This window comes from Sphingomonas arantia, assembly GCF_042682045.1.
Lineage (GTDB): Bacteria > Pseudomonadota > Alphaproteobacteria > Sphingomonadales > Sphingomonadaceae > Sphingomonas_R > Sphingomonas_R arantia.
In genome coordinates, this window is sequence record NZ_JBHUGS010000003.1 from 401,572 (window position 1) to 414,323 (window position 12,752).

Annotated in this window: 14 protein-coding genes; 7 read left to right on the forward strand and 7 right to left on the reverse strand. The window is 68.9% G+C overall.

From position 1 onward, the window contains the following. The first annotated feature begins 110 nt into the window (after positions 1-110). From uvrB to ACFSGX_RS13295, 3 genes are all read left to right on the forward strand, one after another. Positions 111-2,315, forward strand: coding sequence for an excinuclease ABC subunit UvrB (uvrB, locus tag ACFSGX_RS13285; protein ID WP_380930594.1), 2,205 nt, complete (start codon positions 111-113; stop codon positions 2,313-2,315). Positions 2,316-2,552: 237 nt separating this feature from the next. Then, the gene (locus ACFSGX_RS13290) at positions 2,553-3,071 is read left to right on the forward strand and encodes a hypothetical protein (RefSeq protein WP_380930595.1); all 519 of its coding nucleotides are present in this window, start codon (positions 2,553-2,555) and stop codon (positions 3,069-3,071) included. A gap of 292 nt (positions 3,072-3,363) precedes the next feature. Next, the gene (locus ACFSGX_RS13295; protein ID WP_380930597.1) at positions 3,364-3,633 is read left to right on the forward strand and encodes a DUF3175 domain-containing protein; all 270 of its coding nucleotides are present in this window, start codon (positions 3,364-3,366) and stop codon (positions 3,631-3,633) included. A gap of 262 nt (positions 3,634-3,895) precedes the next feature. On the opposite strand, the gene ACFSGX_RS13300 is transcribed toward ACFSGX_RS13295, so the two are convergent. Beyond that, positions 3,896-4,312: a secondary thiamine-phosphate synthase enzyme YjbQ gene (locus ACFSGX_RS13300; protein ID WP_380930599.1), complete on the reverse strand. Its 417-nt coding sequence runs from the start codon at positions 4,310-4,312 to the stop codon at positions 3,896-3,898. Between the two features lie 26 nt (positions 4,313-4,338). Here ACFSGX_RS13300 and ACFSGX_RS13305 point away from each other — a divergent pair, with 26 nt between their 5' ends. Beyond that, positions 4,339-4,683, forward strand: coding sequence for a hypothetical protein (locus tag ACFSGX_RS13305; protein WP_380930601.1), 345 nt, complete (start codon positions 4,339-4,341; stop codon positions 4,681-4,683). Between the two features lie 87 nt (positions 4,684-4,770). Here ACFSGX_RS13305 and ACFSGX_RS13310 read toward each other — a convergent pair whose 3' ends face one another. The 4 genes from ACFSGX_RS13310 to ACFSGX_RS13325 all read right to left on the reverse strand — a co-directional run bounded on the left by ACFSGX_RS13310 (position 4,771) and on the right by ACFSGX_RS13325 (position 9,570). Beyond that, complete coding sequence (locus ACFSGX_RS13310) at positions 4,771-5,361, reverse strand: Clp protease/crotonase-like domain-containing protein (protein WP_229674002.1); 591 nt, start codon at positions 5,359-5,361, stop codon at positions 4,771-4,773. Beyond that, positions 5,361-6,221: a precorrin-2 dehydrogenase/sirohydrochlorin ferrochelatase family protein gene (locus tag ACFSGX_RS13315; RefSeq protein WP_380930790.1), complete on the reverse strand. Its 861-nt coding sequence runs from the start codon at positions 6,219-6,221 to the stop codon at positions 5,361-5,363. The genes ACFSGX_RS13310 and ACFSGX_RS13315 overlap by 1 nt, the downstream gene beginning before the upstream one ends. A gap of 47 nt (positions 6,222-6,268) precedes the next feature. After that, positions 6,269-9,169 carry a TonB-dependent receptor gene (locus ACFSGX_RS13320; RefSeq protein ID WP_380930603.1) on the reverse strand — a complete coding sequence of 967 codons (2,901 nt, stop codon included), beginning with the start codon at positions 9,167-9,169 and terminating at the stop codon, positions 6,269-6,271. A gap of 71 nt (positions 9,170-9,240) precedes the next feature. Further along, positions 9,241-9,570 (reverse strand): hypothetical protein, encoded by a 330-nt coding sequence (locus tag ACFSGX_RS13325; protein WP_157176302.1) that lies wholly within the window; start codon positions 9,568-9,570, stop codon positions 9,241-9,243. A gap of 121 nt (positions 9,571-9,691) precedes the next feature. Between ACFSGX_RS13325 and ACFSGX_RS13330 the strand changes: the two genes are divergently transcribed. Then, positions 9,692-10,189, forward strand: coding sequence for a DUF427 domain-containing protein (locus ACFSGX_RS13330; RefSeq protein ID WP_380930605.1), 498 nt, complete (start codon positions 9,692-9,694; stop codon positions 10,187-10,189). Positions 10,190-10,199: 10 nt separating this feature from the next. Then, positions 10,200-10,871, forward strand: a complete 672-nt coding sequence (locus ACFSGX_RS13335; protein ID WP_380930606.1) for a spermidine synthase — start codon at positions 10,200-10,202, stop codon at positions 10,869-10,871. 202 nt (positions 10,872-11,073) lie between these two features. Here ACFSGX_RS13335 and ACFSGX_RS13340 read toward each other — a convergent pair whose 3' ends face one another. Together ACFSGX_RS13340 and ACFSGX_RS13345 are read right to left on the reverse strand one after the other, a co-directional pair. Next, positions 11,074-11,220 carry a hypothetical protein gene (locus tag ACFSGX_RS13340; protein ID WP_184075271.1) on the reverse strand — a complete coding sequence of 49 codons (147 nt, stop codon included), beginning with the start codon at positions 11,218-11,220 and terminating at the stop codon, positions 11,074-11,076. A gap of 82 nt (positions 11,221-11,302) precedes the next feature. Next, positions 11,303-11,503: a hypothetical protein gene (locus ACFSGX_RS13345; RefSeq protein ID WP_380930608.1), complete on the reverse strand. Its 201-nt coding sequence runs from the start codon at positions 11,501-11,503 to the stop codon at positions 11,303-11,305. Between the two features lie 126 nt (positions 11,504-11,629). On the opposite strand from ACFSGX_RS13345, the gene ACFSGX_RS13350 reads away from it, so the two are divergent. Further along, a complete protein-coding gene (locus ACFSGX_RS13350; RefSeq protein ID WP_380930610.1) occupies positions 11,630-12,733 on the forward strand; it encodes an L-dopachrome tautomerase-related protein in 1,104 nt (367 codons plus the stop codon). Positions 12,734-12,752: the final 19 nt, after the last annotated feature.

The following is a 12,752-nucleotide window of genomic DNA, read 5'->3' on the forward strand; positions in this document are numbered from 1 at the left end:
ACCCACCCCAAGCCCAAACGAGATCCCGGCCTCCGCCGGGATGACGAAAGAGGGTAGCGAGAAACACAACCAGACTGGAACAAACCCGCACCGCCGCCCATATTCCCGTCATGCCGATCCAGATCCGAACCTCCCTCGCGGAACCCGAAACCGACGGCACGTTCGTCCCCCACCGGCCCGCCCGCCCGCCCAAGCATGACGGCGGCCGCGCCTTCCGGCTCGAATCGGAATATCAACCCTCGGGCGACCAGCCGACCGCGATCGCAGAGCTGTCGGCGCAGGCGCGCCAGGGCGAGCGCGACCAGGTCCTGCTCGGCGTCACCGGTTCCGGCAAGACCTTCACCATGGCCAAGGTCGTCGAGGAGCTGCAGCGGCCCGCGCTCATCCTCGCCCCCAACAAGATCCTCGCCGCCCAACTCTACGGCGAATTCAAGCAGTTCTTCCCTGACAACGCGGTCGAATTCTTCGTCAGCTACTACGACTATTACCAGCCCGAAGCCTATGTCGCGCGGTCCGATACCTATATCGAGAAGGAATCGTCGATCAACGAGACGATCGACCGGATGCGCCATTCCGCCACCCGCTCGCTGCTCGAACGCGACGACGTGCTGATCGTCGCCTCGGTGTCCTGCCTCTACGGCATCGGTTCGGTCGAAACCTACTCCGCGATGATCTTCGACCTGAAGAAGGGCCAGACCGTCGACCAGCGCGAGATCATCCGCAAGCTCGTCGCGCTCCAGTACAAGCGCAACGAACAGAGCTTCACGCGCGGCACGTTCCGGGTCCGCGGCGACACGCTCGAACTGTTCCCGTCGCATTATGACGACAGCGCCTGGCGCATCTCCTTCTTCGGCGACGAGATCGAGGACATTGCCGAATTCGACCCGCTGACCGGCAAGACCGCGGCCAAGCTGCCCTCGATCCGGGTCTATGCCAACTCGCACTACGTCACCCCTGGTCCCACGATGCAGCAGGCCGCCGCCGCGATCCGCCACGAACTGACCGAGCGGCTGAAGGAGCTGGTGATCGAGGGCAAGCTGCTCGAGGCGCAGCGGCTGGAACAGCGTACCAATTTCGATCTCGAGATGATCGCAGCCACCGGCAGCTGCGCCGGGATCGAGAATTACAGCCGCTTCCTCACCGGCCGCCTGCCCGGCGAACCGCCGCCCTCGCTGTTCGAATATCTCCCCGAAAACGCGCTGCTGTTCGTCGACGAGAGCCACCAGACGATCGGCCAGATCAACGGCATGTCGCGCGGCGATCACCGCCGCAAGATCACGCTGGCCGAATATGGTTTCCGCCTGCCGTCCTGCATCGATAACCGCCCGCTGCGTTTCAACGAATGGGACGCGATGCGCCCGCAGACGGTCTATGTCTCGGCCACGCCCGGCCCGTGGGAGCTGGAACAGACCGGCGGCGTGTTCGCCGAACAGGTCATCCGCCCGACCGGGCTGATCGATCCGCCGATCGAGGTCCGCCCGATCGAGAGCCAGGTCGACGATCTCGTCCATGAATGCCAGGCGACCGCCAAACTCGGCTACCGCTCGCTCGTCACCACGCTGACGAAGCGGATGGCGGAGGATCTGACCGAATATCTCCACGAGGCGGGGATGAAGGTCCGCTACATGCACAGCGACGTCGAGACGTTGGAGCGCATCGAACTGATCCGCGACCTGCGGCTGGGCGTGTACGACGTGCTGGTCGGCATCAACCTGCTGCGCGAGGGGCTCGACATCCCCGAATGCGGCCTGGTCGCGATCCTGGACGCGGACAAGGAGGGCTTCCTGCGCTCCGAAACCTCGCTGATCCAGACGATCGGCCGCGCCGCCCGCAACGTCGAAGGGCGCGTGATCCTCTATGCCGACACCATCACCGGATCGATGGAACGTGCCATGGCGGAGACTGCGCGCCGGCGCGAGAAGCAGGAGGCGTACAACACCGAACACGGCATCACGCCGGCCACGATCAAGCGCAACATCACCGACATCGTCGGCCACCTGTCGTCGAAGGACCAGGTGACGGTCGAGACCGGGATCGAGGACCGCCCGCACATGGTGGGCCACAATCTGCGCGGCTATATCGAGGAACTCGAAGGCAAGATGCGCCGCGCCGCCGCCGACCTGGAATTCGAAACCGCCGGCCGCCTGCGCGACGAGATCCGCGCGCTGGAACAGGAGGAACTCGGCTTGCCGCCCTCCGAACACAAGGCCCCCGTCCGCGGCAACGCCATGGCCGGCAAACCCGGCACCCGCACCACCCGCTACGCCAAAGCCAAAGAAGCCCGAGCCCAAAAACGCACCCGCGGCGCCGCCTGACGAACGGGAAAAGCCCTCCCCCCGCTGGTTGGAGGGTAGGGTGGGGGGGCTTAGGCCTGACGCCCCCAAGTCCCAAACGAGACAGAAAAGCCCTCTCCCTCCGGGGAGAGGGTTGGGAGAGGGGAACAACGCCAAAGACACCCCGAACGCCACCCCAAACCCCGACCACCACCAAACCCCCTCACCCCACCCCACACACCCTTCCCAACCCTCCCCCACTCCGCCACAACACGACGCATGCGCCGCATCCTCATCCTCACCCCACTCATCCTCTCGCTCGCCGCATGCGTCGCGCCGCCACCACCGGCCCCACCACCCCCACCGCCCCCCGCACCACGGCCAACCCCCACACCACCCCCGCCACCCGCCGTCGCATGGCAGGACGGCCCCGCCACCCCCGGCACCTGGCGCTGGACCCGCGAAGCGCGCGGCTCGGTCGCGACCTTCGGCATCGCGGGCCAGGACCCCAGCTTCACCGCCCGCTGCGACGCCGACCGCCGCACCATCACGCTCAACGCCGCCGCCACGCCGGGCACCGCACTCACTATCCAGACTTCGGAGGGCGCGCGCAGCTTCCCGACGACCGCGATCGGCACGCCACCCCGCGCCGGCGTCGCGCTCTCGGCCAGCGACGGTTTCCTCGACCGCATCGCGTTCAGCCGCGGCCGCTTCCGCGTCCAGTTCGCTGGCGCCGCCCCGCTGATCATCCCCGCCTGGGCGGAGTTCGCCCGCACCGTGGAGGACTGCCGCGGCTGATCGGTAGAAGTACCGCTGTCCGACGCCGCAGACCCAAACCCAAACCCCAAAACCGTCATCCCGGCGAAAGCCGGGATCTCCCTTCGGTAAAGCGCCCACCCCCAGCCCAAGGGAGATCCCGGCCTCCGCCGGAATGACGACCGTGGCAGGGGGGGGGGAACAACTCCCGCATTGCGCCACCCGTCCACCCTGTCACGGAACGGTCACAGGAACGACGCGTTCGATTTCGACGGACAGGTTGGGAGACGATCGTTGCGCATCATCGCGGCATCACCGGCACGGGCGGCCTGACATGGTGCTGCGTCACTGGTCGCGTTCCGCCGCGCTGCCCGGTCCCGCGCCGAGCGAGGACCTGTTCCTCGGTCCCGACCCGAAACGCATCGCATCCGCGATCAAGGCGTTCGCCGAAGCCCGCGTAGGCCTACGCACCTCTCCGTTCCGTTCGGCCATGTCGATGCTCACCTTCCACATCAACCGCGCCGGCGACGCGCTGTCCCCCGAACGCCGTCGCATCTTGGAAGCTGCCAAGGACGAATTGCGCCGGGCATTCGGCAGGAAGTGAGATAATTCGGTCGAGTGGGGTTGCCGAATGCCACGCGATGAATCATGTTCCGTTCTGCCCATCAACGTAGCGAAAGGAGGTGATCCGATGTCTCATGGTTCAGAATTGAGGTCGGTTCAGTCCGTTCGGGGGACGCGCGCCTGAAAAGGCCTGCGCCCAGGTCTCCCGGGCCGAACTCCGGCCGCTGACCATGTAAGGAGGCCGCCGTCGCATCATCATGCGGCGGCGGCCTTCTTCACGTCCGGCCCCGATCGATCGGGGCTCACTCGCCGAGCAGGTGCAGCACGATCTCCCGCCGGTGCGGCCGCACCCGATGTTCGAACAGGTAGATCCCCTGCCACGTCCCCAGCGCCATCCGACCGTCCAGCACCGGGATCGACAGGCTGACCGCGGTCAGCGCGGTGCGCAGATGCGCCGGCATGTCGTCCGGCCCCTCGTCGTCATGCACATACTCGCGGCTCTCCGGCGCGATCCGCGCGAAGTACCGCTCGATATCGCCGCGCACCGCGGGTGCCGCATTCTCCTGGATCAGCAGCGACGCCGACGTATGGCGGCAGAACAGCGTCAGCAGCCCCTCCGTCGTCCCCTGCCGCGCCACCCAGTCCGCCACCGCGTCGCTGATCTCGACCAGCCCCTGGCGCTGCGTCCGCACCTCCAGCCTGTCCGTCGCCTGCCGCATCATCCACTCCCTCGCGTCCGTTCCGCATGACCAACGCACCGCGCTACCCCACGACGCCCGACGGCCGCTACTTCGTCGTGCGCGGCCGGCTCTGGCGCTGCGCCAACCCCGCGCTCAAGGAGGCGGACCGCGCCCGCCTCGTCTCCGACCTCATGACCGCCCGCGGCGCCGTCGCCCGCGCCCGCCGCGCGCAGGACCCGGACGCGGAGGCCGCCGCCCACGCCGCCGTCGACATCGCCAAACGCGCGCTCGGCGAACGCGGCCCGGTCTGGTGGGACGACGGCGCCCCCGACCTCAACCGCCACATGGCCCGCACCGGCCCCTATGCGGACTGGTTCGCGGGGCTGGACCAAGAGAAACTCGCTCCCTGACCCCGAACGTTCCCCGGCGCAGGCCGGGGCCTAGACGCCACCGCTTCACCCAGGCCCCGGCCTACGCCGGGGAACGACAGCGGCACGTCACACCACAGCAGCGATCAACCCCAGATCCCGCGCGGTGTTCGCCTCGATATACCAGTTCGCCGAAGCCCGCTCGAGCACGTCTTCCATCGTCACCTTCGTGCCCCGCACGAGGTTCTCGAACCCCTCGTTCTGGATCTCGATCGAACATTCGATCTCGTGCAGCAACGCCTTCACCGCCGCGACGCAGGTCGTCAGCGGCCCCTCGACGTTCAGCTGTTTCTTCAGCTTGCGTTCGTGGATCATCAACCGCGTGCCGCGCGTCAGATAGCGGTTCTCCGGCAGGAAGAAGCTCATGAACGTCGTCCCCGCGGAATAGATCGCGGCCTTGCCCAGGAACACGAAGCGCTGATCCGGCGCGATGTCGCTGTGATAGCGCACATCCTCGCCCATCATCCGCGCGACCTCCGGATCGCCGCCCAGCGTCGACAGTTCGATCACCACCGGCCCGCTTTCCGGCGCGGTATCGAGCGCGGATCGGAACCGCTCGTACATCGCATAGTCCACCGTCCCGGACAGCCGGATCGCCGGCATCCGGAACATCGTCGCGTCGAACGCGCCGTCGCCGGCCGTCGTTGTCGTGTCGGTCATCAAGCTACCTCCTGTTCGTCGCCTCCAACACTGAGGGCAGCAAACCGATCCGCAACCCGGCACGCCCGCCCGAAGCACGCCTGCGCCGGTGCCGCCTCCGCGAACCGCAGGTCGACGATCAGCCCTTCCGCCGCGACATCGTCCCCCGCACCGACCGCCACATCCGCATCCGCCCGGATCCGCGCCAGGATCGCCGCCGGCACATCCGCCGCATGGCGCACCACGTCCGCCCCGCCCAGCCAACGCGCCTCACGCAGCGTCAGGTCGTCCGGATCGCCCGACCGCAACCGGATCGCGACATTGCCTAACTCCGCCCCCGCATCCCCCGCCGCGACCCAGCCCGCGATCCGCTCGGCACCACCCGCCGTCAGCGGATCGAGCAGCCCGCCCGGCGCCAGCGCCGCATCGATCGCCCGCCGCCGCACGTCATTCTCCGGCCAGCGTGCCTTCACCGCCGCGCGCGCCGCGAACAACCCATCGGCCAGCGTTCCGAGGTCGGCGGGCAACAGCATCTCCAGCCGTTGCCGCAACGCCTTGGCCAGCCCGGCCGACGCCCCGCCCGTCCCGATCGCGACCAGCACGGCCCCGCGCTCCACGATCGCCGGCAGCGTGAAATCGCAGAGCGCCGGCCGATCGACCGCATTCACCAGGATCCCGCGCGCGCGCAACCGCGCGACCGCCGCGGTCGCCTCGTCCGCATCCTCGATCGCCACGATCGCCAGCGCCGCGGCCGCATCCTCGCCCACCGGCACCGCGCCCGCGCGCGTCAGGATGCGCCGCTTGGCATCGGCCGCCCCCCCCTCGCCCAGCAGGATGACGGGGCGGCCGGACAGCCGGAGCAGGATCGGAAGGCTATGCAACGTCATGCGGGCTGTATCCTACGCCACACCCGCCGACGCCAGCCCGATCAGAAGAACAGCTTGCGCACCGACAGCCGCACCTCGCGCCCGATCGGGTCGAGATAACCCGGCTGATAACCAAGCGGCGTTACGCCGGCCACGTCGCGCACGCCCTGCCGCTGATTGAACAGGTTGTTGACCGAGAAGCTGACGCGCATGCCACGCGCGAACCGGTACGGCACCAGCGCCGGGATCTGCGAGAAATCCGCGAACAGCCGCAGGTCGACCGTGGCGAGCGAGGAGAAGAACAGGTCGCCGTCGCCCGCTCCGGCCGCGGTGCCGCCCGCCCGGACGAACGTCTTGCTCTGCCAATCGCCCGACAGACGCGCGCCATATCCGTTGCGGAATACGCCGGCCTGCACCTCCACCTGATGCCGCGGTGCGCCGCCGCCGGTCCCGCTCGCCGCACCGTCCAGCAGGTCGAGCACCGGCACGCCGTCGCGGATCACCACGTCGTTGCGGAATTGCCAGGTGTGGTAGACCGCGAACTGCACGCGCCCGCCACCGCCGCCGCGACCACCGCCACCACCACGTCCGCCACCGCCGCCGAAACCGCCAGCCCTGCGTCCACCGCCGCCGTCACCGCGCGCGCCGTCCGGCCGCCCGCCGCCCGCCGGCCGGTCCGCCGCCGTCCCGACCGCACCCTCGGGGCGGCCACCCGGTCCACGCGCCGGCACCGTCTCGCCACGCGCGATCCGCGCGTCACGATCGGCACGATACGCCTCGAACAACGCCTGGTTGTTCGCCTTCAGTGGTACCGACAGGTTGAACCCCCAGCGCAGCTGCTCGCGGTTCTGGCGCTGGAAGTTGACCGGCCGGCTGTCGATGCTGAGCAGCGCGCCGTCCGCATTGCGGATGAACCGGTCGGGGAACGCCGCCTCGATCGCGGCGGTCGGCGCGGGCAATGCCGAACTCGCATTCTTGATGCGCGTGCTGACATAGTTGGCGACCAGCGACAGGTCGGGCTTGGCGAACGGTTTCCAGTTCGCGCCGAGCTTCAGCACGCGGCGGTTGTCGGACAGCAGGTCCGGGTTGCCGCCGCTGATCTGCGTCACGCCCACCGTCTGCCCGGTGCGGTAATCGAACACCCGCACGTCGAACGTCGAAATCTGCGGATTGCCCAGCTGCTGGACGGTCGGCGCGCCCTCCTCCTGCGTTTGAGACGCGATCAGGCTCAACCGCCCGGTCGGCCGCCAGTTCAGCCCGTAGCCGAGCTTGGTCAGCGTCCCGAAATCCGAAAGCCGGTCGACCGACGCATTCACATTGGCCGACACGTCGCCGATCGCGCCCAGCACATCGGCGCGCCGGCTGGTCAGCGGGATGTCGATATTGCCCTGCGCGTTCGCGTTGCTGCGGTTGAGATTCGCCGACTGCACGACCCCCGAACGCACCGACCGCGTGTCGAACGCGTTCAGCTCGCCCCCGACCTTGAAGGTCGTGCTGATCGGCCCGGCCGGCAGGCGCAGCGGCGATCCGCTCGCCACCAGCTCGACATCGCCGCTGTTGCTGACCGATCGCGCGCGGTCCGCGGTGCGAAGCGTGTAGAGATCGCCCGGCAGCGCCCCGAACGGGTTGAGCGTCAGGCTGCCGGCGTCGAGCAACGCCTGCGCCGCACTCCCGTCCAGCCCGGTGTCGCTCCGCGTCCGCGATACCGCGCGGTCATAATTGCCCGTCGCGGTCAGGTTCCAGCTGTCGATCGTCTTGTTCAGCGTGAACCCGGCATGCGCCGTCTCGCCGCGGTTGTTCTGGCCCAGCACCGTGTCGCCATCGGGGTATCGATAGACCGAAACCGCCTGCCCGAACGGTGAATAGGGGTTCCCCGCCGGCAGGTTCAGCCGCGATCCGGCCAGCCCGCGCAACCCGTCGCTGCCGGTCGCACCGTAATTGGCGTTGATCGTCGCCGACACATCGCCGAAGATCGTGCGGTTCAGCACCGCGTTCAGCGCCAGCGTGTCGCTTGCCGCGCGCAGCGTCCGGTACCGGCCCACATCCGTGACGTTCGCGGTGCCTGCCGTGCCCGCGAACTGGCCCAGCGTCGGCCGCCCGGTCACCCCGGCCGGCACGCCCGCCACCGTCACCGTACTGCCCACCAGCGCACTCAGCGCCGGATCGATCTCGGTCAGCCCCGCCGCCGGCCCGACATTGCCGACCCGGTCGAACAGCTGCCCCGACGCGGCCGGCACGATGTCCCGGTCGCTTTCCAGCAGCGACCCCTGCTTGCTGTAGTCGACCGACAGGTTCAGCCGCCCGGCGGTGGTGATCTTCAGCAGGCTGCTCTGGATCCGCCCGCTTTCCCCGCCACCCTGCGTCGACGTGCCGCCGCTCAGCTCGCCCGTCACCGCGTTGAACCGCGGCCGCAGCACGAAATTGACGACCTTCTGATCCGCATTGTAGCCGTATTTCAGGGCGACTTCTTCCGGCAGGATATCGACGCGCAGGATCGCCTCGGTCGGGATATCGCGCAGCTCGCCCGGTCCGGAAATCCGCTTGCCGTTCAGCAACGTCACCGGCTGGCCACCGTCGCGCCCCTGCCCGCTGCCGGTCTGCGCGGCGAGCTCCGCCAGCAGGTCGGTCACCGTGCTGACGCCGTAGGACCGGATGTCGGCGGGCGACAACGTCACCTCCGGCGGGATGCTGCCGACGACGCTGCCCGGCGGGCGCTGCCCGGTGACGGTGATCGTTTCCTCGTCGCCTTCGCCCTCCGCCGCCACATCGCCCTCGACCGGCGCGGGCGCAGGGGTCGCCGTCTCGGTCGGCGGCGGCGGCGAGGCCTCGGTCGCGACGGGCGCATCGGCACCGACCTGCCCGCCGGCACTCACCGCCTGCATCGCATAGGCACCCTGTGCCCCGCCCAGCAGGAGCAACGCCAATACCCCGCCCGGTACGCCCGGGACCTTGTCATGCATCATCGAATTCATCCGCCTGTTCGGGCCTGCTGTAGCGTCGGTGGATGAACGGATGTTGCATCACCAAAGGAATATTACGCGCCCGACACGCTCCGCAGGCTCCGCGCGCGCCGCAGCTTCAGCCCGACATACAGCATCGTCGGCCAGAACAGCGTGTTGACGAAGTCGGACGACGTATCGGCCCACCGCCACGATCCGTAATGCAGCCGGTCGAGCACCTCGTTGCCGACCTCCGCGATCAGCACCGCCAGTAGCGGCCACGGCGTCGACAGGCTCCGCCGCGTCACGACGCGCGTCAGGAACATGACCGCCATCCCGGCATGGACGTGCAGCAGGCTGTCCGCCATGCCCGTCCCGTCGCCGATCGCCAGGATCATCTTGGTATAGAGCGCGGGGATATCCATGACCGCGACATGCCCCAGACCGCGGCCCCGAGTCGAGCCGGATCGCAACGCCATGTCCGGCCGCTGGCACCCCCCACCCCGCCACCCCATATCGCGATCTCCGGACTGGAGACCCCGATCGATGTCGCATCCCGTGCCCGACCAGCCGCTGCCCCACCAGGAAAGCGTCTGGGACTATCCCCGCCCCGCGATCGCCGAACGCAGCGCCGCGCATATCCGCATCGTCCACCACGGCATCGTGGTCGCCGACACGCGCCGCGCGGTCCGCACGCTGGAAACCAGCCATCCGCCCAGCTGGTACATCCCGCCCGACGACATCGCCGCCGATGCGCTCCGCCCCTCGCCCGGCGCCAGCTTCTGCGAATGGAAGGGGCACGCCCGCTATCACGACATCGTGGTCGGCGACGAACGGCTGGTCGGCGTCGGCTGGTCCTACCCCGCGCCGACGCCGCCCTTCGCGCTGCTCCGCGATCATGTCGCCTTCTATGCCGCACCCTTCGATGCCTGCTATGTCGATGGCGAACGCGTCGTGCCGCAACCCGGCGGCTTCTACGGCGGCTGGATCACCTCCGCGGTCGCCGGCCCGTTCAAGGGTATCCCCCGCAGCCGCTTCTGGTAACAGCGGGGCCATGCTCCCGCGCACCCTGATCGACAGCACCGAAATCGCCGGCGGCGGCACGCTCCACCTGATCCGGCGCGGCGACGAATGGTCGATCACGCTCGCCAACAACGAATTGATGAACAGCCGGACGAGCGGGTCGGAAGTGGCGCTCGCCACGCTCGGCTGCGACCCCGTCATTCGGCGTCGCGCGCCGAAAGTCCTGATCGGCGGCCTCGGCATGGGCTTCACGCTCCGCGCCGCACTCGCCGTCCTGCCGATGGATGCGGTGGTGGAGGTCGCCGAACTGGTCCCCGCCGTCATCGCCTGGGCACGCGGACCGCTGGCGTCGCTCCACGGCGACGGCCTCACCGACCCGCGCACCCGCCTGTTCGAAGGCGACGTGCTGGTCCCGATCCGCGCCGCCCGTGGCAACTACGACGCGATTCTACTCGATGTCGACAACGGCCCCGACGGCCTGTCCCGCGCCGGTAACGACGCGCTCTACGACGCCACCGGCCTGCGCGCCGCGGCCACCGCGCTCCGCCCCGGCGGCGTCCTCGCGGTCTGGTCCACCGCCCCCGACGCCGCCTTCGTCCGCCGCATGGCCACCGCCGGCTTCGCCGTCACCGAACACATCGTCCGCGCCAACGGCCTCCGCGGCGGCGCCCGCCACATCGTCTGGGTGGGCGTGCGCGGCTAAGTCTCTCCGCAGTCACCACCGAAACCCGTTTGGTTCGAGCCTGTCGAGAACCCTGCGCAGAGTTCTCAACAGGCTCGAACCAAACGGCGTGGTGAGTACGGGAATTAACAACAAGCCCCCTCCCTTTTAAGGGAGGGGTTGGGGGTGGGTGCAACAGCTCCCCAAGCGTAACGCCGCGACTAAGACATCCCCCAGCGAACCCCTACTTCTTCACCTCGGTATGCAGCTTCACCACATTCGGCAGCTTCTTCCCCTTCGTCCGCCGCGAGGGCAGTTGCACCGGGTTCTGCTTCTTCCAGTCCGCCCAGCGCATCGGCCCCTCGGGCGTATCGATCATCATGTCGTCCATATCGTCGGTCCTTACCGTCCACTGACTCAACGAAACCCGTCACGCCCCCGATCGCTCCCCACGGCCGTTCGCGAAGACCCGGCTACCCCTCGATGATATCGAGATACGCGATCACGTCGTCCGGCGTCTGGATGAACAACCCGGCCTGCACGTCCTCCGGCTGCTGCGCCGCCAGCGCCAGCGCCTCGGCCAGCGGCGCATAGATCAGCGTCTCCGCCACCCCGCCCTCTCCATCGTCCAGATAATAGAGCCGCACCGAGATATCCGCCGCCGTCGTCCGCATGTCGATCCTCGTTAACCAAACCCGCAAGATGCCGGCTCTCGGCCCGCTCGTCCAGACCACACACCGGAACCCGTGCCCCGAACCGGCGGTTACCCCGCGCATATCCCCAAGATCGGAACCCGCGCCATGAAGACGATCCACGCCGCCCTCATCGGCACCGCCGCCGTGGGCCTGCTCGCCGCCGGCACCGCCATCGCCGCCGACGGCGCACCCAAGCTCACCCAGGTCGCCACATTCGACCATCAGGTCACCGGCGTCACCGTTGCGCCCGACGGCCGCATCTTCGTCAACTTCCCGCGCTGGACCGACGACGCGCCCGTGTCGGTGGCCGAGGTCCGCGGCGGCCGCATCACCGCTTACCCCGACGCGACCTGGAACGCCTGGCGCAATGCCAAGGCGCAGACCATGCCGGTCGGCGAACATTTCGTCTGCGTCCAGTCGGTCGTGGCGGACGGTCGCGGCGGCCTCTGGGTGCTCGATCCCGCCGCGCCGGGGAACGAGAAGATCCTCGAAGGCGGGCCGAAGCTCGTCCGGATCGACCTGGCCACCAACCGCGTGACAAAGGTCGTGCGCTTCCCCGGCGACGTCGCGCTGCAGGGCACCTACCTCAACGACATCCGCTTCTCGCCCGACGGGCGCACCGGCTACATCACCGATTCGGGCACGCGCGGCGCAATCATCGTCGTCGATCTCGATGCGGGCACCGCGTTCCGCGCGCTCGACGGCCACCCCGCGACACAGGTCGAGAAGGACGTCACCGTCACCGTCGACGGAAGGCCGCTCGTCCGCCCCGACGGCCGCCAGCCCGCCTTCTCGGCGGACGGCATCGCGCTGTCGAACGACGGCCGGACGCTTTATTTCCAGGCACTCACCGGCCGCACGCTCTACGCCATCGACACCGCCAAGCTGAAGCGTGACACGCCAAAGGCCGAGACCGAGGCCGCCCTCCGCAAGGTCGGCACCACCACGGTCGCGGACGGCCTCTGGATGAGCAAGGCGGGCGTGCTCTACGTCACCTCGCCCACCGACAATTCGGTCAAGCGCTGGACCGGCACCACGCTCGAAACCGTCGTGCAGGACAAGCGCCTGCGCTGGCCCGACACGATGTCGGAGGGGCCGGAAGGCACGCTCTACGTCACCGCCAGCCACATCCAGGACACCAACTGGTTCAAGCCCGGCGCGCCGGCATCGATCAAGACCGAACTCTTCTCGTTCAAGCCCACGCGCTGACGCCCCACTCCGGCGCGGG